The sequence below is a fragment of the Streptomyces sp. NPDC091377 genome (assembly GCF_044757045.1).
In the GTDB taxonomy this organism is placed as follows: domain Bacteria; phylum Actinomycetota; class Actinomycetes; order Streptomycetales; family Streptomycetaceae; genus Streptomyces.
In genome coordinates, this window is the sequence record NZ_JBIVUE010000006.1 from 158,643 (window position 1) to 178,337 (window position 19,695).

Genomic DNA, 19,695 nt, shown 5'->3' on the forward strand with positions numbered 1-19,695 from the left:
GTAGGGGCGAGTCGAGGAAAGGGGAACGCGATGGGAACCCATGACAGCGACCTGTACGCCGACCTGGCCGCCGTCGGCCCCTACGGAGTGCGCCCCGGGCACGCGCTGATCACCCTGGTCGAACCGCACCCCGGCCACGAGTACGCGTACAACCGCTGGTACGAGGACGACCACTACTACGCGGGCGCGATGGCCATGCCCTGGATGTTCGCCGGCCGCCGCTGGGTCGCCACCCGTGAGCTGCGGGCGCTGCGCCGCCCCGAGCGGTCCGCCGTCGCCGACCCCGTCACCGCCGGCTGCTACCTCTCCACCTACTGGATCACCGAGGGCCGCCACGCCGACCACATGCGATGGACCGTCGCCATCAACCAACGGCTCAACCGCGACGCCCGCGTCTACCGCGACCGCACCCATGTCCTCACCGCGTTCCAGGACCGGATCGCCACCGTCTACCGCGACGGCGCCGCCGGACCCCGGGACACCCACGCCCTCGACCACCCCTACGCGGGCCTGGTCCTCCAGGTCGTCGACGCCCCCTCCGCCGAACAGCGCGACGACCTCGCCGACCGGCTCACCGCCCGCCTGCTGCCCCGGCGCCTCGCGGGCTCACCCGCCGCCCTGGTCACCGTCTTCCGCCCGGTCCCGCTGCCCGGCGACCGGATGACCTACGTCAAGCAGGTCGAGGGCGTCGACACCCGGCTGACCCTGCTCTGGTTCCTGGAGAGCGACCCGAGGGAAAGCTGGGACACCCTGTTCACCGGCGTGGACGAGGAACTCGCCGCCACCGGAGCGGGCCGCCTGGAGCTGCTGGCCCCGTTCATCCCGACCGTGCCCGGCACGGACCGGTACGTGGACCAGCTCCGCTGACCGCCGACCCCACCTCAGCGCCGCACGTCCAGGGTCGCGCCCTCACGCAGCTCCTCCGGACACGGCGTCCCGCGCGGCAGCTGATAGGGCGCGCCCAGCCGGTAGGTCCCGGCCTCCGGCGCCAGCAGCACCGTCCACTTGTCGCCCTCGGCGTCCTCCGCCGCCTCCATCAGACAGCCGTTCTCGTTGTCGTACGACTTCGGCGTGCCCTCGGGCCGGTCCTTGGACGCCTCCGTCTCCTTCGGCGACTCCACCCCCTTGCCCTCCGCGTCCACCAGCCCCAGCCACGGCGAGTACGGGATCCTGATCAGCACCTCGCCCGGCCGGCTGACCTGGATCGTCCACCCCTCCTGACCGGCCTGCTCCACGGTGGCCGGCGGATCGGCCAGCGGCGTCGGATCGGTCACCGCGAACAACTGCCAGTTGGCGTCGCCCCAGATCTGCGTCAGATACGGCAGCCCGCGCTGGACCAGCTCCCGCTCCCGCTCACCGCCGTCCCCGTCCGGCTTGTCCTTCGGCAGCACCACGAAGTGCACGGCCCAGCGCTTGAGCCACTCGTGATAGTTCGCCGAGTTCAGGGTGTCGTCGTAGAAGAGCCTGTTGCGCTCCATGTCGGCCTGCCGGTTCCAGCCCCGGGCCAGGTTCACGTACGGGGCCAGCGCGGACGCCTCGCGGTGGGAGCGGGCCGGGACCACCTCGACCCGGCCCTTGTCCGCGCCGACCTCCTGCAACTCGTTCACCAGCGGAGCCAGTTCCCGCGCCCAGGACGCGGCGGGCGTGGTGTTCACGACATCGTCCACCGACTTGTAGCCGATCCACCCGAAGAACCCCACCGCGGCCACCACGGTCGCGTACCACTTGCGCGAGCGCGGCACCGTGAACGGCAGCGCCGCCACCAGCGCCACCCCCGCGAACAGCATCGGCAGCCGGGTGATGTTGGACCCGATCTGCGAGCTGACCAGCCACACCAGCAGCACCGCCAGCGCGTACACGGCCGACGTGATCCGTACGGTCTTCCACGCCGGCGGCGCCAGCAGATACACCAGCACCGCGTACGTCAGCGGCAGCGCCGCCGAGCCGAACGACATCGGCTGGGTGCCGGAGAACGGGAACAGCCACGCCGACACCGCGACCACCGCGCTCGGCGCCAGTCCCAGCGCCCACGCGCCCGGCCGCCGCTTCTGGAGGAACAGGGCCGCCGCGACCAGCCCCACGAACAGCCCCGCCACCGGCGAGGACAGGGTGGCCAGCGCGGCCAGCGGCGCCGCGCACAGCGCCTTCGCCCACCGCTTGTACCGCCACTGGTGCGGCCAGCAGAACACCACCGCGATCGCGCCGAGCCCGAAGAGCATCCCCAGCCCGAACGTCACCCGCCCCGACACCGCGTTGCACAGCAGCGCGAAGACCCCGGCGAGCGAGGCCCACAGCGGATCGGGCACCGCCTTGACCCGTTGCAGGATCAGCGCCAGCAGCCCCGCCGACACCGTCCCGACGATCATCATCGTCGTACGGACCCCGAGCACCGACATCAGATACGGCGACACCGCGCTGTACGACACCGGGTGCATCCCGCCGTACCAGGCCAGGTTGTACGCCGAGTCGGGATGGCGCCCGGCGAACTCGGCCCAGGCGTCCTGCGCCGCGAGATCGCCACCGCTGTTCGCGAAGGTGAAGAACCAGACGACGTGCAGCACACCCGAGACCACGGCCGCGGTGATCACCGGATGCCGGCGCAGCACCGAGGCCGCCGCGGTCGTCCGGGTCCGCCAGGCCGACCGCCTGCCGGGACCGTCCGGGGTGCCCGGACCGTCCGGGGTGCCGGGGGAGGCCGGGGGCCGGGTACGCGCTCTCGCACCCGTGCCGGTGTCACCCGTGTCGTCGGCGTCGTCGGCGCGTGTCGGCTCCGCAGTGGCCACCTGAGGCACTCCCCGTGTCCCGTCTTCTTCTCTTCTTCTCCCGGCCGCGCCCCGTTCCCCCTGGCTCCACAGCCCCGTTGCCGCGACCGCCGACCTGTCCCGTTTCGTGACGCTAGCAGAGACCCCGTGGGCGGGCTCCGGGGTGGGTGCCCGCCGACGGGGCCGGGGTGGGAGGGGTCAGCCGATACGGGTGAGCTTGTCCGTCCAGCCCGGTTCCACCAGGTCCCGCTGGAGCGCCACCGGCACCTCCACCGCGCCTCCGCCTCCGTCGCCGACGGTGAGCGCGCCGACCTTGGTCCCGGCCTTCGCGGTCCGCGGCAGCTCGTCGGCGGCGAACTCCAGCTTCACCTCCAGGCCGGACCAGCCGACCGCGGTGACGTCCTTGGTGGCGATCACCGGGGTACGGCCGCCGAGACCGTCGTCCACATACCCGACGACCTCGCCCTTCTTCAGGATCGTCTGGGCCTCCAGCGCCTCCTGCGCCGCCCGCATGAGCTGGTCGCCGGCGGACAGGGCGCCCTGGAGGATGGTGTTGTCGGAGCCGCCCGCGGGCTGACGCACCACCGCGCCGACGACGGTCCGGGTCTCGCCGCCGATCTCCTTCTTCGCGGCGAACGTCAGATTGCCGAGCGCGGAGGTGGTGGTGCCGGTCTTGATGCCGATGACACCGTTCTTGCCGACGAGCTGGTTCCAGTTGGAGTGGTTGACGCCCTTGTAGTCGTCGTACGACATCATCGCGGCGACCTCGCGGAAGACCGGCAGCTCCATCGCGGCCTTCCCCAGCTTGACCTGGTCCACGGCGGTGCTGACCGTGGAGTCGTTCAGCCCCGAGGGGTCGGTGTACGTGCTGTTCGTCATGCCGAGTTCCTCGGCGGTGTCGTTCATCTTCTGCACGAACGCCTTGTCCGAACCGGCGTCCCAACGGGCCAGCAGCCGGGCCACGTTGTTCGCCGAGGCGATCAGGATGCTCTCGATGGCCTCCCGCTCGGAGATCTGGTCGCCCGCGGTGACGTTCACCGTGGACTCCTGACCCGCGTCGGACTCCTTCTCCGCGCGCTGGTCGATGTCGATCATCGGCCCCTCGGCACCGCTCTTCAGCGGGTGGTCGCGCAGGATGATGTACGCCGTCATGACCTTGGCCACGCTGGCGATCGGCACGGGCTTCTGCTCACCGGAGGAACCGAAGGAACCGATGCCCTGGACGTCGAGCGCCGCCTGTCCGTCCTGCGGCCACGGGATGTCGACCTTCCCGCCGCCGAAGCTGTGACTGTCCTTCGCGGTCAGCTCCAGCGTGGGCTGCGGCAGCGGCCGTACGGTCTGCACGACCCCGACCACGACCAGCAGCAGCAGGACCAGCGGCGTCCAGATCTTCACCCGGCGCACCGCCGTGCGCAGCGGCGTCTCCGGCGGCGGAGGCGTGTTGGTCAGCTCGGCGAGCAGATCCAGCGGCGGCCTCGGCGGCAGCGGCTGCTGGGTGGTGTGCTCGGGTCCGACCTGCGGGAGATTGCGGGTGGCCTCGGCCGGCGGCACCGGGGGCCGGGGCTGGTCGAGCGGCTTGAGAGCGATGAACTGGCTGGTGCGCTCGGCCTCGGGCGCCGGGGGCAGCTTCAGCATGGCGGTCGGCTGATCGACGGGCTTGGCGTCGGTGCCGCGTGCGGGGGCGCCTGCGGGGGCGCCTGCGGCTTCGGCTTCGGTGGTGGCGTCGGCTTCGGCACCCGTGCCGGTGCCGGTGCCTGTGCCGGTGCCTGTGCCGGTGCTGGCTTCGGGTGCGGTGCCGTCGGCGGTCTCGGGGTCCGTGTCGTCGGCGTCGGCGTCGGTGCCGGTGTCGGTGTCAGCGTCGGTGTCGGTGTCGGCTTCGGCGGGTTCCGGGGCGCGGGACTCGGCCTCGGGGGTCTTGTCGTCGGGGCCGTCGGCGGGCTTGTCCGTCGGCGTGTCGGCGGAGGTGTCGGCGGAGGTGTCCGTGGACTTTCCGGCGTCGGTCCGCCCGCTGTTCTCCGTCTCCGGGTCCGGACCGGGAGGCGGAGTCTTTGCCTCCGGTGCCTCCTGGGCGGCCTCAGAGGGGCCCCCAGCGTCCCCGGAGGGCTTCTCCGGGGTCCCGGCGGGCCCGGCCTCCGCGACAGCCTCAGACGCGCTCTGCGGCTCCTCGGCCTTCTCGGCCCCTTCGGAGGAGCCCACCACGGCGTCGGTGTCGTCCCCGGAGTCGGTCTTCTCCAGGTTCCCGGTTCCGCTCTCCGAGTCGCCCCCGGGGCCGGGATCCGTGGAGCCGTCCGCCGGGTCGCCCTCGGCGTCGCCTCGCGTCCCGGCGTCGTCTCCGGCCCCGGAGTCGGTCTTCTTCCCGCTCCCGGTCCCGCTCCCGGTCCCGCCCTCGGGGTTGTCCCCGGGGTCGGGGTCCGTGGAGTCGTCCGCCGGGTCGCCCTCGGCGTCGCCCAGCGTCCCGGCACCGTCCCCGGACCTGGTCTCGTCCCCGGTCCCGGTCCCGGACTCGGTCTCGTCCCCGGACTCGGGACCGGCGTCGTTCCCGGCGGCGCGCTCCGTCGCCGCCGTCTCCACCCCGGTCGCCGTCTCCGCGTCGGTCTTGTCCCCGTTGTCCCCGTTCCCGGGTTCGTCCTCGGTGTCCGGGGGCTCCGGCGACGGGCGGTCGGCCGTTGTCACCCATGCCGCCACGGCCTCACGCAGCCGTTCGTCGCCCTGGGTGGTGGGGACCGCGAGGACCCGGGTCGCCGTGTCCGCCCCTGAGGGCGGCTCGTGGGACAGGGAGAGGCGTGGGTCGCGGGACTCGGGAACCGGGGCCGACCCCCCCGACGTCGGTTCTTCCGACGACTCGCGCTGCTTCGACCTGTCGGGGGACTCGCCCGCCACCGATGCCTCCTCCGTGCGCCGCACGCTGTCCGCGTGCTGTCCGAACCATGTACCAGTGTCCTGTGTGGGGGCATGCCCCCTGCGCTAGACGAGAACGACATACCTACCGGTTCCACTACGAACCGGTCACGCACCCTCGACAGACCAATGTGAGAGGAGTCACCCTGTCATTCATCCACGCGGGGAGGCATGGATGGGCAGGAGCCGCAGAACAATTCCGGAGGAGCTTCTGCTGCTGGCACTGGACCCGACCACGGGTACCACTGCACAGCCGCAGTCGCTCGACCTCGGTCTGGCCGGAGCACAGCTAGTGGAGCTGGCGCTGGCCGGACGGATAGCCCCAGACGGGGATCGTATCGCCGTGGTCGTACCACGGCCGACAGGAGATCCGACGCTGGACAGCGCGTTGGAGTTGCTGCGCAGGCGCGGCGCTCCGGTGCGCGCGGTCCACTGGATCGGCGGGCCGCGACTCGGGCTGCGCCAGACGTACCTCTCGCATCTGGAGCGGTGCGGCATGGTGCATGCCGTGGCGGGCCAGATGTGCGGGGTGCTGCCGACGACGCGTTATCAGGCGACGGAGACGGCGATCAGCCGGGAGATCAAGGCCCGGCTGGACTCGGCGATCCGCACCGGTGTGCCACCGGATCCGCGGACCGCGGCGCTCGCCGCGCTCGCGCACGCGGTGGGTCTCGGCAAGCATCTGTATCCGGGCAACGAGGGACGTTCCTCTCGCTCCCGGCTACGGGATCTGATCCGGCACGACCCCATGGGCGGTCTCGTCGCGCACGCCGTGATGGACGTCCAGAACGGCGTGGCGGCCCAGCCGCGCCGCAGCCCGGCGTCGGCCGCCCGGCCGACCGGACCCGGCAGGCCCGCGACGGAACCCGCACGCGGGGTTCCGGTGCAGCCGCGCCGCGGATCCATGGCACGCGCCGTGGCTCACTGAGCCGCAGTCACGGAACGCGCGCCGACCCGGCCGTACGCCCCCAGACCCGGTACGGGAGCCGCTGGTCCGAGCGGGGTGGTGAGAGCGTCATGCCCTCACCGCCCCGCTCGGCCGTGCCCGGACGCCGGTCGGGCGCACCGGGCGCGAAGCCGGTGTGTCCGCGCTGCATATCCGCCGTTTCCCAGCGGTAGGAAGCCTCTTGCTGGCAATCTGCTCAACAGCAGATACGCATAGTTGCAGTTCATTGCAGTCAGTTGCGGTTTTTCAGGTATGCAGCCGGAGGTGCACGTCCCGTGGCGTCCAATGTCAACCCCACCGTCAGGCGACGCCGGCTGGGCCAGGAGTTGCGCAGGCTCCGTGAGCTCAAGGGCATGACGGCCGAGGAGGTGGCCGAGCGGCTGCTGGTCTCGCAGTCGAAGATCAGCCGCCTGGAGAACGGGCGGCGCAGCATCAGCCAGCGGGACGTCCGTGATCTGTGCGGGGTCTACGAGGTCGAGGACCACCGGATGGTCGACTCGCTGATGCAAATGGCCAAGGACTCCCGTCAGCAGGGCTGGTGGCACTCCTTCGGTGACATCCCCTACAGCGTCTACATCGGTCTGGAGACCGACGCCGCCAGCCTGCGCGTGTACGACCCGCAGGTCATCCCGGGGCTGCTCCAGACCCGTGGGTACGCCGAGTCCCTGATCACCGGCGCGCTCCCGGAGGCGGCCCCGGCCGACATCGACAAGCGGGTGCAGGTCAGGCTGCGTCGGCAGGAACGTATTTCTGCCGCCGAGAACCCGCTGCGCCTGTGGGCGGTCCTGGACGAGGCGGCGCTGCGCCGGGCCGTGGGCAGCAGGCAGGTGATGATCGAGCAGTTGGAGCATCTGCTGGACATGTCGCAGCTGCCGCATGTCACCGTGCAGGTGATCCCGTTCTCCATGGGGGCGCACCCGGGCGTCAGCGGTCAGTACGCGATCCTGGAGTTCCCCGACGCGGCCGACTCCAGCGTGGTCTACATCGAGGGTGTCACCAGCGATCTGTATCTGGAGAAGCCGCAGGATGTCGGCCGATACAGCGTGATGTACGAACATCTGCGGGCGCAGGCCCTGAATGTGGAGCAAACCCGTCAGTTCATCTCGGACGTGGTGAAAGACTACGCCCGCTGAGGTGAGGACCGTGCCCGCCGAATGTGCGGTGGGCACGGTACACGGTCCCCCGGGCAACAGGGAAGTATCCCCTGGAATATGCCCCTCGGACGAGTGAATGCCCGCTCCGCTCAGCCGGGTTGGCGAGTAGCGTCGATCACGCCAACAAACAACCACGTTGGCGTAAAACCGTGTCGTGCGCTCCAGGCACCCCCGGGCGTCGGGAGGCCGTCGCGGTGACAGCTGATCAGCAACTGCTTACCGGAGCGAAAATGGCAATCACTCAGGGCGCGACGGACTCATGGGTCAAGTCGTCCTACTCCCAGGGCAACGGCGCGTGCGTCGAGGTCAAGTCCCCTGTCCTGGCGGCTATGGCCGTCCGGGACTCCAAGGTGTCCGACGGTCCCGTCCTCGACTTCCCGGCGGACGCGTGGACCGCGTTCGTCTCCTCGGTCACGGCGTAAGGGGAGGGGTTTCCTGATCCTCCGCACACCGACCACAACTCAACAAGCACCACCACAGAGCCCTCTCGACCAGCCCGCCGTCCTAGCCGAGGGGGCTCGGCTTGTGCCCCGCCACCCCGCCACCCTGCCGCTCCGCCCGCCTCGACCACCCCGCTCCGCCCGCCTCGACCACCCCGGCGATCCGCGCGAGCGGCATGACGCACCGGCGGGCCCGTCGCGGTCGGGGGTGCTCAGCCGAGCTGGGCCTCCAGCGCGGCGGTCACCTCCGCGGACTCCGGGTCGGTCTGCGGCGCGAACCGCGCGACGACCCGGCCGTCCCGGCCGATCAGGAACTTCTCGAAGTTCCAGCGGATGTCCCCGGTGTGCCCCTCCGCGTCGGCGAAGCCGGTCAGGCGGTCGTACAGCGGGTGCCGGTCCGCCCCGTTGACCTCCACCTTCTCCGTCATCGGGAAGGTCACGCCGTACGTGGCCGAGCAGAACTCGGCGATCTCCTGCGCGCTGCCGGGCTCCTGCCCCGCGAACTGGTTGCACGGGACGCCCAGCACCGTGAAGCCGCGGTCCTCGTAGCGGCGCTGGAGGCGTTCCAGGGCGGCGTACTGGGGGGTCAGGCCGCACCGGGAGGCGACGTTGACGACGAGGAGGGGGCGGCCGGTGTACTGGGGGAGGTTGGCTGCGGTGCCGTCCAGGGCGTTGATGTCCACGTCCAGTACGGAGATTCGGGGTGTCATGGGGGGATCGTAGGCGGTGGTGCGGGTTCGTGGGGTGGCCGGCCGCGCGGTTCCCCGGGCCCCTTCGGCGGGTCGCCGGAGCCGTGGCTCTTCAGCGCCGGCCGGCGTCCACCAGGATCCGGCCCGCCGCCGTGCGTTCGTACCAAACCGATTTCCCGGTCCTCCTGCGTTCCACCAGGCCCGCCTCCCGCAGCACACGGAGATGGCCGCCCACCGAGCCCAGGGGGCGGCCCGTCAGGGCCACGAGCTGGGTCGTGGTCAGGGGGGTCGCGAGGAGGACGAGGATCCTGGCCCGGGTGTGGCCCAGGAGCGGCCCCAGGGCGGCCGGGGCGGGGGTGGGGCCGGGGGTCCCGGCCAGGGCGCCCGCGCAGGGGTAGACGACGGCGTAGTGATCGGGTTCCTCCCAGGCCACCCAGCCGGTCTGGGGGGTGACGGGGACCAGGACGAGCTGGGCGCCGGAGATCTCACGGGGCGGGTACTCGTGCTGATTGACCTGGAGGCGGCTCTCGCCCAGCCAGCGCATCCCGGGGCGCAGGGCGTCCAGCGCGGCGGCCCAGCCGCCCTGGCTGACCTGGGCGGTGCGGGCCGCGACATCGGCCTCCAGGACCCGTCGGCGGCGCTCCCAGGTCGGCCGTACGGTCTCCTCCCAGACCTGGGTGAGGAGGCCGGCGGCGCGCTCCGGGAGGTCGTCGCGGTCCAGCGCGGCGGGGAGCGGGCCGCCGCCCAGGGAGACCCGCAGATGGGCGCGGGCGTCGGCGGGCGCGGTGGCGCGGATCCGGGCGACGCCGTCCTCGAAGGTCTCACCGGCCCTCGGAGTGGGGGTGAGGAAGTCGGCGATCCAGTGGCGGCCCAGCCCCGCGCGGACCAGCAGCGCGGTCACCGGGTCGGCGGCCAGCCGGGCGCGGTGGCCCGGCAGATGGGCGCGGAGCCAGGACTGCTCACCGGGGTGCGCCCCGGCCCCGGAGTGCAGCAGCTTGAGGGCCGCGAACGCCTCCGCGTGCGGGGAGAGGACGAACCGGCTGCGGGCCAGGGTGTCGGCGTTCACCTGCCACCAGCCCATCCGGGCCACCACCTTTCGTGTGTGCGCGAAAGGTTACCGGGGCGGTCGCCGGTGACCGCAGGTTCTGTGCATGCGCAGTTACAGGGAGCTTTTCCGCACACCGGAGTTCACCCCGCTGTTCCTCGGCTCGGGGGCGCAGATCGCCGCGCAGACCGTGGGCGGTCTGGCCCTGGCCACCCAGGTGTACCGGGCGACCGGGTCACCGCTGCTGTCGGCGGTGAGCATGTTCGGGCCGTCGCTGGCCCAGGTCGTGGGCGCCACCTTTCTGCTGTCCGGCGCCGACCGGCTGCCCCCGCGCGCCACCCTGGCCGGTATCTCGCTGGCCTTCGCGGCCGGGACGGCGGTGCTGGCGCTGCCGGGACTGCCGCTGTGGGCGGTGTTCGCGGTCATCCTCGTCACCGGGCTGATCGCGTCACTGGGCGGCGGGGTCCGCTGGGGGCTGCTCAACGAGATCCTCGCCAAGGACGGCTATCTGCTGGGCCGCTCGGTGTTCAACATGATGTCCGGCCTGATGCAGATCGCGGGCTTCGCGACGGGCGGACTGCTGGTGACCCTGCTGTCGGCGCGTACGACCCTGATCCTGTCGGCGCTGCTGTACCTGGTGTCGGCGCTGATCGTGCGGGCCGGACTGACGGCCCGCCCACCGCGGCAGACGGGCCGCCCCTCCGCCGCGCAGACCTGGCGGACCAACGCCCGGCTGTGGTCGTCCCGGCCGCGCCGCCTCACCTACCTCGGGCTGTGGATCCCGAACGGGCTGGTGGTGGGCTGCGAATCCCTCTTCGTCGCCTACGACCCCGGCGCCGCGGGCACCCTCTTCGCCTGCGCGGCGCTCGGCATGCTGATCGGGGACGTCACGGTCGGGCGGCTGATCCGGCCCGCCCGCAGGGCCCGGCTCGCCGCTCCGCTGCTGATCCTGCTGGCCGCCCCGTACCTGGTCTTCTTCCTGCGTCCGCCGCTGCCCGTGACCGCCCTCCTCGCCACCCTCGCCTCGGTGGGCTTCGCCGCCGGTCTCGTCCAGCAGGAACAGCTGATGGCGCTGACCCCCGACGCCCTCGCGGGCCACGCCCTCGGCCTGCACTCGGCGGGCATGCTCACCTTCCAGGGCGTCAGCGCGGCCCTCGCGGGCACCCTCGCCCAGCTCACCGCGCCCGCCACCGCGGTGACCGTCATGGCGGGGGCCTCGCTGCTGGTGACCGGAGTGCTGCTCGCGGCGGGGAAAAGCCCTACGTTGGTGGGAACACCTGGTCGACAAGGGGAATCCCATGCCGCTTGACCCAGCAATGATCAACAGCAGCATTCCGCACTCCGCCCGGATCTGGAACTACTGGCTCGGCGGCAAGGACTGCTACGAGATCGACCGGCAGGTGGGCGATCAGATCCAGGCCGGGAACCCGGCGATCACCGACATCGCGGTGGCACAGCGGGCGTTCCTGGTGCGGGCGGTCGAGCATCTGGTGCGCGGGGCGGGCATCCGGCAGTTCCTCGATGTCGGGACCGGGCTGCCCACCGCCGACAACACCCACGAGGTCGCCCAGCGGCTCGACCCGACGACACGGATCGTCTACGTCGACCACGACCCGGTCGTGCTGGCCCACGCCGAGGCGCTGCTCACCACCACACCCGAGGGCGCGACCGACTACATCGACGCCGACCTCCGCGACCCCGAAGGGATCCTCCGCGAGGCCGCCAGGACCCTCGACCTCGACCGGCCGGTCGCCCTGATGCTGCTCGGCATCACCGCCCATGTCGTCGACGACTCCGCCTACGGCATCGTCGGCCGTCTGGTGGACGCCCTGCCCTCCGGGAGCCACCTCGTGCTCTGCGACGACACCGAGGTGATCAACCCGCGGGAGATGCGGCGGATGATCGAGCAGTGGAACGAGGCGGGCGACAATCCGCGCGTCAACCGCTCCCCCGAGCAGCTCGCCCGGTTCTTCGACGGGCTCGACCTGCTGGAACCGGGCCTCGTGTCGGTCACCCGGTGGCGGCCCGCGGACGGCGGGACCCCCGCCGAGGTGGACGACTTCGGGGGAGTGGCCCGCAAGCCGTGACCCTCCCCCGCTCGCGGCCGGGACACCCCAGCCCGGCCGTTGATCGCTCAACTGTCGGCTGACGCAAGGGAGTTCACCCCGTTCCGCCGCGCGATGACCGGACCCGGCCGTACAGTGAGGGCACCGGGAACCGGGAGCAGCGGTGAGGGGGACGCGCATGGCGTTGTCTGTGCCGCGGGCGGGACGCCGGGGGACGCCCGGAGCGGTCCGCGGGAGCACCCGGCGGCGGATCCTCGTGCTGTGCGGGACCTTCCTCGTCGCGGGAAGCCCCTGGGCGCAGGAGGCCGCCTGGGAGTTCTACGGCGAGTACGAGGACTTCGGCACCCTGCGCTGGCTGCTCGAAGCGATGGGCGCCGTGTGGTGGGACGTCTCCGCCGAGCGCTACGCCGGGACGGAGACGCTGGTCGCCATCGACGTCAGCGTGGCCCTGCTGATCGCCGTGTTCGCCGCCCTCGCCCTCCGGTTCACCGCGCGCGGCGACTCGGGCCTGCTGCGCTGTCTCGGGGTGGGACTGCTCGCCTCCGAACTGGCGGCCCTGTCCCGGTGGCTGATGCTCGACACCTACGTCAGTGACTTCGTGCCGTACGACGAGGCACTGCGCGACCACCTGCTCGGCTCCGCGCTCGACTTCGGCCTGCTGGCGGGTGTCCTGCTCGCCCTGGTCACCGCCGGAGCGCCCCGGGTGCCGTCCGGCGGGCCGTCGTGGCTCCCGGTCCGGCCACCGCTCCGCCCGCAGAAGGGAACCGTCGGCATGACGACTCCGCAGCCCCACATGCCGGTCGGGCGCGTCCCCGGCGACGTCACCCGGTATCTGTGCACCGCCGCCTACGTGGACGAGGAGTTCGCCGGCCGGGTCGTCGACGAGGTCGTCGCGGACGAGGCCGGTGCGATCGCGCCCTCGCCGGACGTGGACCTGGTGGCGGTGGCCCATCACTGCCTCGCCGCCCAGGAGACCCGGCACGCCCGGAACCTGCGGCTGGCCGCGGCCGTCGCCGCGGTGGCCGTGGTGGCGCCGCTGTGGGTGTGGCTGCCGCGGCTGCTGCTGGGGGTCACCGCGGGCGCCGGGCGCGCCCTGCCCAGCCGGGCCACCCGCGGCAGCCATGACCCGGCGGGCCGGGCCCTGACGGGCACCTGGATCCGCGCCGGATCGATGGTGGCCGCCGCCTTCCTGCTGGCCGTGACGCTGTCCACGCTCCCGCTGCCCGGCGTCTTCAGCTGGCTGTTCGGCACCTACCTCGGCGGCATCCCGGCGGTCCTCGTCACCCTCGGCGCCACGGGGTACGCGTACGTCACCGTCGTACGCCACGATCTGGAGACCGACCGCACGCTGCGCGCGACCATGACCCGCGAGCGCTTCTACGGGATCCCGCTGCCGCCCGTGCCGCCCAGCCCCTGGATCGCGGCCCGGCTGGCGGCCCTGAAGGAGGCGCGGGACGGGAACACCACCGTCTACAGCGGCTTCGTCCCCTTCAAGGGGTACGCGTCGACCGACTCCACCTGGTCCCTCGCCGTCCCGCTGCTGCCCGCCGACGAGTCGGGCGCGGGAACCGGCACCGGCGACGCGGCCGACCGCGCCGACCCGGGCGAACCGCGGCCGTTCACGGTCGTGGACCTCGTGGACCACCTGCGCGACCACCTGCGGACGGTCGCCCGGCGCGGCGGTCCCGACGACGAGGAGCCGGAGGCCGCCGAGACCCTGCGGTCGCTCACCGTCGAGGACCGGGTCTTCGCGAGCGGCACCGGCATCGGGGACGACAGCCGGTTCATCGCGCCGACCCAACTCGCCCCGCTGGCCCGGCTGACGCCCGAGTCGGTCGAGGAGATCATGCTGAACCCGACCGGCACGGTCCGCCACTGCCTGGCCGTGCATGTGCCGCTGTGGGGCGGGGACGTGGTGCCCAGTGTGTTCCTGCACTTCTCGACCGCCGGCCGCACCCTCCATGTCAGCTGCGACAACCATGTGCTCGGACCGGTCGCCGCCGAGTACCACGTGGCGGACCGGCTGCGCGGATCGCTCAGCGCCGCCGGCCGGCGCGGGCTGACCCTCGCCGCGCTCTCCCGCACCGGCCGCGCCCTCTACCGCGCCCCCGCCGACGCCTGGCGCCACCACCACTTCGAGCAGCGTCATCGGCGCCGGATGCTGGACGAGCTGACCGCCCTGGAGGAGGATCCGGTCTACGACTTCGGCGCCCGGGTCAGCGTGCGCGAACTGGCCCTCAGCCCGCGGTACCAGAACTACTTCCAGGTGGTGGACGCCGCCCGGATCACCGCCGCGCTCGGCCGGCACACCCTCGCGGCGATCCGGGAGTTCCTGGACGCCCGCGGCTACGACACCACCGACTTCCGCAGCCAGCAGCAGACCATCCTCAACCAGGGGCTCATCCAGCAGGGCGGAATGAGCATCATCGGGAACCAGGCGATCGGGTCGGGCGCCAGCGCCACCCAGAACCTGGGCCGGCCGCCCGCCCAGCCCGGACCGGGCGGCGCGGGCACGGCGGCGGGACCGGGGGGTGCGGCCGGGGCGCCGGACGCCGCCGGCGCGGGGGCCCGGCCGTAGACGCGGGACGGGGGCGGCGAGGCGCGGTCGGCGAGACGGGTCGGCGAAGAGCAGGAAGAGCAGGAAGAGCGAGGAGTGCGATGGACGGCGACGACGGGCGGCGCGGCGACGACGGGCGGCAGGACCCGCCGGTCAACAACGGCCTGGTGATCAAGGGCGGCACCCACTACGTCGGCAACCAGGCGATCGGCCATCGAGCCCAGGCGTTCTCCGGCTCCGTCGGCTTCCAGCAGCAGGGCGGCGCCGAGGCGGCCCGTACCGCCGAACTCCTGGACCGGATCGAGGAGTTGCTCGAAGAGCACCGGGAGGCGCTCGCCGACCCCGACGGCACCTCCCGCGAACTGCGGCGGCTGCGCGAGGAACTGGACGAGGAGGAGCCCCAGCCGACGGTGCTGCGCCGGGCCCTGGACCGGCTGACCGCCTTCGCCCAGCCGGTGGCCCCGCTGGCGGTGGCGGTGGGCGAACTGACCCAGTCGGTGCGCGGGGTGCTGGGGGCCTGAGGGCGGGGGCCGGGGTCTGAGGACGGGAGGCCGAGGTCTGAGGACGGGGGCCGGGGGCCGAGGACGGGGGCCCGGGGTCCGAGGGCCGGCCGCCGGTGGGGATTGACGGCGTTCATTCAATTGGCAATTCTGGAGCGGGCGTAGGACTGGACCAAGGTCATGGATGTGAACATGATCGGCCGGGTCCGTCGCCCCCCCACCCCCCACCTGAAGGACCGCCCCATGCGACCCCTGACGAACCCCCTGGGCAGGCCCGGACGACGGACCCCGGCGGCGCTGTGCGCGGGCGTGCTGCTGGCCGCCGCCCTGACGTCCGCCACCGCCCCGGCCTCCGCCGCCGCCCACGCCCCGGCCGATGTGCCCACCGGCGTCACCCCCCTCACCACCGGCCTGACCGTCCCCTGGGGCGTGGGCTGGCTGCCGGACGGCTCGCACGCGCTGGTCACCGAACGGGACGACTTCCGGGTCTGGAAGGTCACCCCGAGCGGTCAGAAGACCCAGGTCGGAACCGTCCCGCAGACCGTGACGACCAACGGCGAGGGCGGACTGATGGGCGTCGCCGTCGCCCCCGACTGGGCCACCACCCGCCAGGTGTACTTCATGCACACCGCCGCCGAGGGCAACCGCATCGCCCGTATGACCTACGACGGCACCTCGCTGACCGGGTACACGGTGATCCTCCAGGGCATCCAGAAGGCCCGCTACCACAACGGCGGACGCCTCGCCTTCGGCCCCGACGGCCTCCTCTACGCCTCCACCGGCGACGCCCAGAACACCGCGCTCGCCCAGGACCGCACCTCCCTCAACGGCAAGATCCTGCGGCTCACCAGGACGGGGGCGCCGGCCCCCGGCAACCCCTTCGGCAACCACGTCTACAGCCTCGGCCACCGCAACCCCCAGGGGCTGGCCTTCGACCGCAACGGGCGGCTGTGGGAGGCGGAGTTCGGCAACACCCGCTTCGACGAGCTGAACCTCATCAAGCCCGGCGCGAACTACGGCTGGCCCACCTGCGAGGGCACCTGCTCGGTCGCCGGGACGACCAACCCGAAGAAGACCTGGACGACCGGTGAGGCGTCCCCCTCCGGCCTCACCATCGCCGACAACGTCGTCTACCTGGCCGCCCTGCGCGGACAGCGGCTGTGGCGCGTCCCGATCGACGGCGACACGGAGAACGTGGGCGCGGCGACCGCGTACTACGTCGGCACTTACGGCCGTCTGCGCACCGTCCAGAAGGTGCCGGGCACCGAGCGGCAGCTCTGGGTGACCACGACCAACGCCGACGCCAACGGAGGCCGCCCGGACGGCGCCGACCAGATCCTCGGGGTGACGCTGGGCTAGTCGGCCCGGACCTGGGAGGGAACCGTTCCCGGGCCGTGCGGGGCGCCTGCGGCGGTCGGTGGCGGATCGGTCAGCTTTCGAGAAGCCGGGGCCGCCGGGGCTCCCTAGCCTGGAGGTGTTCTCAGCCGGTCACCACGGAAGGGCCACCCCCATGGACGACACCAAGGACCCGAAGGCCGCGAAGAAGGCCGCCGCCAAGGGTGGCGCGTACGACGGGTTCACCGACGACGAGCGCGCCGCGATGAAGGAGCACGCCCAGGAGCTGAAGGCCACCCGCACCGGGAAGCGGCGGACCAAGGCCGACGCCGAGGCCGCCGTCCTGGAGAAGATCGCCGAGATGCCCGACGAGGACCGGGTCATCGCCGAGCGGCTGCACACCCTCATCAAGGAGAACGCCCCCGAGCTGACACCCAAGCTCTGGTACGGCATGCCGGCCTACGCCAAGAACGGCAAGGTGCTGTGCTTCGTCCAGGCCGCCGCCAAGTTCAAGTCCCGCTACCTCACCCTGGGCTTCGACGACTCGGCCCGGCTCGACGACGGCACCCTGTGGCCCACCGCCTTCGCCGTCACCGAGCTGACGGCGGCGCACGAGAAGACCATCGCCGCGCTGGTGCGCAAGGCGGCCGGCTGAACGCACCGCGGACACGACGGCACACGGTCCCCCGTCCCGTACCGCGCAGTGGCAGCAGCTCCTCGGATCCGTGGCCGCCGTCGTCCCTCTCACCCTCCCCCCCCCGGTACGAGCTTCACCCTGGTCACCCAGCAGGTGATCGCCGGTTCGCGGACCGCCGGGGTGGGATCGTGGGGCTCATCGCGACGGTGCCGACCACGGTGCCGACCGGACGATGAGGAGTCGGATCCATGAACCCCCGCCCCACGCTCCCGGCGCACTTCCGAGTGCGGGACTTCGATCACGTCGTGCTGAACGTCGCGGAGGTCGAGCGGTCCCTGGACTTCTACTGCGGGGTGCTCGGACTGGAGCCGGTACGGGTGGACGCGTGGCGGGCCGGCACAGTGCCCTTCCCCTCCGCCCGGGTCTCGGCGCGCACCATCATCGACCTGGTCAGCGGCCCCAGGTCGGACGCGAACGTCGATCACATCTGTCTGGTGGTCGACCCCCTGGACTGGCAGGAGGTCATCGCCACCGGCGTCCTGGACGTGCTGGAGGGCCCGGTGCGGCGCTTCGGCGCCCGGGGCGAGGCGACCTCGGTCTACGTCCGTGACCCCGACGGCAACACCGTCGAACTGCGCTGGTACCCCGACGACGTCCCCGGGCCGGGTGTGCCAGTCCCGTGATCGGTGCCGTGCGCGGCGCCGGGCGGGGGTACGCTGCCGTGCGCCGAGCATACGGACGGCGGCGCTCCGTGAGCGTACGACGTCGTCGGCCATGACCGTACGACGTCATCGGCAGGGGTGGAGGGCCGGGCACCGATGGAAAGCAGCGGCGGCGGGCGGTCCGATGGACGAGGGGGCGGGGGCGTGGCAGGCTCAGGAAGCATGGGTGCCGTCCAGGGGCGGTCCGTGCCGGGAGTGTCCGCCGACGTGATCTGCGCGCTGGAGGCCATCGGCACCGGGGCCTACGTGGTGGACGAGCAGGGCTGCATCCTCGCGGTCAACCGGCGGACCGAGCGGCTGCTGGTCCGCTCCGCCGGGGAACTCGTCGGACACGACGCGCACGACCTGCTGCACCGCGGACCCCACGGCCAGGAACTGCCGAGGACCCAGTGCAGCATGCGGCGGCCCTTCCACACCGGCGGCACGGCCCAGGCCGACGAGGACTGGTTCGCCTGCGGCGACGGCTCGCTGCTGCGGATCTCGTGGCTGGTCACGCCGTACGCGTTCGGTGACGGCACCTCCGGCACGCTGGTCGTCTTCCACGCGCCCGAGCCGGCGCCCCGGGCCGAGGAGGGTACGGAGCCGCCCGAGGAGGCCCTGCCCGAACTGGAGCGGCTGGCGCTGCTGGCCGAGACGACCACCCAGCTCACCTCCACCCTCGACGTGGACGAGGCGCTGCGCCGGCTGGCGGCGCTGATCGTGCCCCGGCTCGCGGACTGGGCGGTCGTGGACCTGATCACCGAGCGCGACGAGGTGTGGCGCAGCCTGGTGGTCCACGGCGACGGTGACGAGGTGGTGCACCGCGAGGACCTCCAGGGGCCGATGCCACCGGTCTCGCAGGAGTCCACGATGCCGCTCTCCCGGGCCCTGCGCGGGGTCGCGGCCACCCTCACGGGCCCGCAGACCTACCGGGGGACACCGGACTCGGGCCTCGCCGTCGAACAGCGCCGGCTCTTCGACGTCACGGGCATCCACTCCGCGGCGATCGCACCGATCCGCAGCACCCGCGCGGTGCTCGGCGCGGTGACCCTGGGCCGGGCCGACAACCCGGCCCCCTTCACGCCCACGGATCTCTCCCTGCTGGAGGACATAGCCCGCCGGGTCGGGCTCTCCCTGGACAACGCCCGTCTCTACCAGCGGCAGCGCACCGTCGCCGAGACCATGCAGAAGCATCTGCTGCCCCAGATGCCCCGCGTACCGGATCTGCGGATGGCGGTCCGCTATCTGGCCGCGCCCGACGCCTCCCAGGTCGGCGGCGACTGGTACGACGCCTTCCGGCTGGCCGACGGCTCGACCGCGCTGGCCGTGGGGGACGTCGTGGGGCACGACCTGGAGGCCGCGGCGGGCATGGCCCAGATACGCAACATGCTGCGCGCCTACGCCTGGTCCGCGGACGAGCCGCCCAGCCGGATCGTCGCCCGCCTCGACGAGGCGCTCCAGCACATCACCGATGTCTCCATGGCGACCATGATCTTCGCCAGGATCGAGCCGGACGCCGACGGCTGCTGGCGGCTCTCCTGGACCAACGCGGGCCATCCGCCGCCCCTGTTGATCAGCCACGACGGTGTCGCCGACTATCTCACCGACGGCCATGACATCCTCCTGGGCAGCGGCGCGGAACTGCCCCGCACCGACGCCACGGCGATCCTCCCGCCGGGCTCCACCCTGGTCCTCTACACCGACGGCCTCATCGAGGCCCCGGGCCACACCCTGGACGAGGGCCTGGACCGGCTGCGCCGGCACGGCGCCGCCCTCGCCCACCGCTCCCTGAGCCCGTTCACCGACCAACTCCTGCACCGCGTACGGTCGTCGGCGAACGAGGACGACGTGGCGCTGCTGGCGCTGCGTACGCCGGAGGGCTGAGACAGCCCGTAGGTGAACCGGCTTCGCACTGAGCGCGCCGGACTTCTTCGCGATGACGCTGAACGGACCCGGCGTTTCTGC

The 19,695-nt window shown here is 72.5% G+C and carries 16 protein-coding genes; 12 read left to right on the forward strand and 4 right to left on the reverse strand.

The features are described from left to right. Positions 1–30: 30 nt before the first annotated feature. On the forward strand, positions 31–867 hold the full coding sequence (locus ACIQNG_RS15465) for a hypothetical protein (RefSeq protein ID WP_401485324.1): 837 nt from the start codon (positions 31–33) through the stop codon (positions 865–867). A gap of 14 nt (positions 868–881) precedes the next feature. On the opposite strand, the gene ACIQNG_RS15470 is transcribed toward ACIQNG_RS15465, so the two are convergent. Then, complete coding sequence (locus ACIQNG_RS15470) at positions 882–2,783, reverse strand: MFS transporter (RefSeq protein ID WP_401485326.1); 1,902 nt, start codon at positions 2,781–2,783, stop codon at positions 882–884. A gap of 177 nt (positions 2,784–2,960) precedes the next feature. Beyond that, positions 2,961–5,666 (reverse strand): D-alanyl-D-alanine carboxypeptidase, encoded by a 2,706-nt coding sequence (locus tag ACIQNG_RS15475; protein ID WP_401485327.1) that lies wholly within the window; start codon positions 5,664–5,666, stop codon positions 2,961–2,963. A gap of 169 nt (positions 5,667–5,835) precedes the next feature. Between ACIQNG_RS15475 and ACIQNG_RS15480 the strand changes: the two genes are divergently transcribed. The 3 genes from ACIQNG_RS15480 (at position 5,836) to ACIQNG_RS15490 (ending at position 8,182) form a co-directional block, all read left to right on the forward strand. After that, positions 5,836–6,588, forward strand: coding sequence for a GPP34 family phosphoprotein (locus ACIQNG_RS15480; protein WP_401428516.1), 753 nt, complete (start codon positions 5,836–5,838; stop codon positions 6,586–6,588). Positions 6,589–6,881: 293 nt separating this feature from the next. Further along, positions 6,882–7,739, forward strand: coding sequence for a helix-turn-helix domain-containing protein (locus tag ACIQNG_RS15485; protein WP_401485329.1), 858 nt, complete (start codon positions 6,882–6,884; stop codon positions 7,737–7,739). 251 nt (positions 7,740–7,990) lie between these two features. Further along, on the forward strand, positions 7,991–8,182 hold the full coding sequence (locus ACIQNG_RS15490; RefSeq protein ID WP_401428520.1) for a DUF397 domain-containing protein: 192 nt from the start codon (positions 7,991–7,993) through the stop codon (positions 8,180–8,182). Positions 8,183–8,412: 230 nt separating this feature from the next. Here the strand turns inward: ACIQNG_RS15490 and ACIQNG_RS15495 are convergent, their stop codons facing one another. Beyond that, a complete protein-coding gene (locus tag ACIQNG_RS15495; RefSeq protein WP_401485331.1) occupies positions 8,413–8,910 on the reverse strand; it encodes a glutathione peroxidase in 498 nt (165 codons plus the stop codon). 91 nt (positions 8,911–9,001) lie between these two features. Then, positions 9,002–9,970: a helix-turn-helix domain-containing protein gene (locus ACIQNG_RS15500; protein ID WP_401485332.1), complete on the reverse strand. Its 969-nt coding sequence runs from the start codon at positions 9,968–9,970 to the stop codon at positions 9,002–9,004. A 70-nt stretch (positions 9,971–10,040) separates the two neighbouring features. Between ACIQNG_RS15500 and ACIQNG_RS15505 the strand changes: the two genes are divergently transcribed. From ACIQNG_RS15505 to ACIQNG_RS15540, 8 genes are all read left to right on the forward strand, one after another. Then, positions 10,041–11,243 (forward strand): MFS transporter, encoded by a 1,203-nt coding sequence (locus ACIQNG_RS15505; protein ID WP_401485334.1) that lies wholly within the window; start codon positions 10,041–10,043, stop codon positions 11,241–11,243. Then, a complete protein-coding gene (locus tag ACIQNG_RS15510; protein ID WP_401428530.1) occupies positions 11,233–12,021 on the forward strand; it encodes an SAM-dependent methyltransferase in 789 nt (262 codons plus the stop codon). Before ACIQNG_RS15505 ends, ACIQNG_RS15510 begins: the two co-directional genes overlap by 11 nt. 157 nt (positions 12,022–12,178) lie before the next feature. Continuing rightward, on the forward strand, positions 12,179–14,578 hold the full coding sequence (locus ACIQNG_RS15515) for a hypothetical protein (protein WP_401485336.1): 2,400 nt from the start codon (positions 12,179–12,181) through the stop codon (positions 14,576–14,578). Positions 14,579–14,658: 80 nt separating this feature from the next. Then, positions 14,659–15,078 (forward strand): DUF5955 family protein, encoded by a 420-nt coding sequence (locus ACIQNG_RS15520; RefSeq protein WP_401428534.1) that lies wholly within the window; start codon positions 14,659–14,661, stop codon positions 15,076–15,078. A 222-nt stretch (positions 15,079–15,300) separates the two neighbouring features. Next, positions 15,301–16,416: a PQQ-dependent sugar dehydrogenase gene (locus tag ACIQNG_RS15525; protein ID WP_401485338.1), complete on the forward strand. Its 1,116-nt coding sequence runs from the start codon at positions 15,301–15,303 to the stop codon at positions 16,414–16,416. A gap of 151 nt (positions 16,417–16,567) precedes the next feature. Beyond that, positions 16,568–17,047 (forward strand): iron chaperone, encoded by a 480-nt coding sequence (locus tag ACIQNG_RS15530; RefSeq protein WP_401485340.1) that lies wholly within the window; start codon positions 16,568–16,570, stop codon positions 17,045–17,047. Positions 17,048–17,277: 230 nt separating this feature from the next. Next, positions 17,278–17,712 (forward strand): VOC family protein, encoded by a 435-nt coding sequence (locus ACIQNG_RS15535; RefSeq protein WP_401428542.1) that lies wholly within the window; start codon positions 17,278–17,280, stop codon positions 17,710–17,712. A 201-nt stretch (positions 17,713–17,913) separates the two neighbouring features. After that, complete coding sequence (locus tag ACIQNG_RS15540) at positions 17,914–19,614, forward strand: SpoIIE family protein phosphatase (RefSeq protein ID WP_401485342.1); 1,701 nt, start codon at positions 17,914–17,916, stop codon at positions 19,612–19,614. Positions 19,615–19,695 lie beyond the last annotated feature (81 nt).

What these genes read in the sequence shown, in the direction of transcription:
- ACIQNG_RS15525 (WP_401485338.1), top strand. Translation starts at nt 15,301, where the DNA reads ATGCGACCCCTGACGAACCCCCTGGGCAGGCCCGGACGACGGACCCCG.
- ACIQNG_RS15465 (WP_401485324.1), top strand. Translation starts at nt 31, where the DNA reads ATGGGAACCCATGACAGCGACCTGTACGCCGACCTGGCCGCCGTCGGC.
- ACIQNG_RS15530 (WP_401485340.1), top strand. Translation starts at nt 16,568, where the DNA reads ATGGACGACACCAAGGACCCGAAGGCCGCGAAGAAGGCCGCCGCCAAG.
- ACIQNG_RS15500 (WP_401485332.1), bottom strand. Translation starts at nt 9,970, where the DNA reads ATGGGCTGGTGGCAGGTGAACGCCGACACCCTGGCCCGCAGCCGGTTC.
- ACIQNG_RS15505 (WP_401485334.1), top strand. Translation starts at nt 10,041, where the DNA reads ATGCGCAGTTACAGGGAGCTTTTCCGCACACCGGAGTTCACCCCGCTG.
- ACIQNG_RS15520 (WP_401428534.1), top strand. Translation starts at nt 14,659, where the DNA reads ATGGACGGCGACGACGGGCGGCGCGGCGACGACGGGCGGCAGGACCCG.
- ACIQNG_RS15510 (WP_401428530.1), top strand. Translation starts at nt 11,233, where the DNA reads ATGCCGCTTGACCCAGCAATGATCAACAGCAGCATTCCGCACTCCGCC.
- ACIQNG_RS15480 (WP_401428516.1), top strand. Translation starts at nt 5,836, where the DNA reads ATGGGCAGGAGCCGCAGAACAATTCCGGAGGAGCTTCTGCTGCTGGCA.
- ACIQNG_RS15535 (WP_401428542.1), top strand. Translation starts at nt 17,278, where the DNA reads ATGAACCCCCGCCCCACGCTCCCGGCGCACTTCCGAGTGCGGGACTTC.
- ACIQNG_RS15515 (WP_401485336.1), top strand. Translation starts at nt 12,179, where the DNA reads ATGGCGTTGTCTGTGCCGCGGGCGGGACGCCGGGGGACGCCCGGAGCG.
- ACIQNG_RS15495 (WP_401485331.1), bottom strand. Translation starts at nt 8,910, where the DNA reads ATGACACCCCGAATCTCCGTACTGGACGTGGACATCAACGCCCTGGAC.
- ACIQNG_RS15540 (WP_401485342.1), top strand. Translation starts at nt 17,914, where the DNA reads ATGGGTGCCGTCCAGGGGCGGTCCGTGCCGGGAGTGTCCGCCGACGTG.
- ACIQNG_RS15490 (WP_401428520.1), top strand. Translation starts at nt 7,991, where the DNA reads ATGGCAATCACTCAGGGCGCGACGGACTCATGGGTCAAGTCGTCCTAC.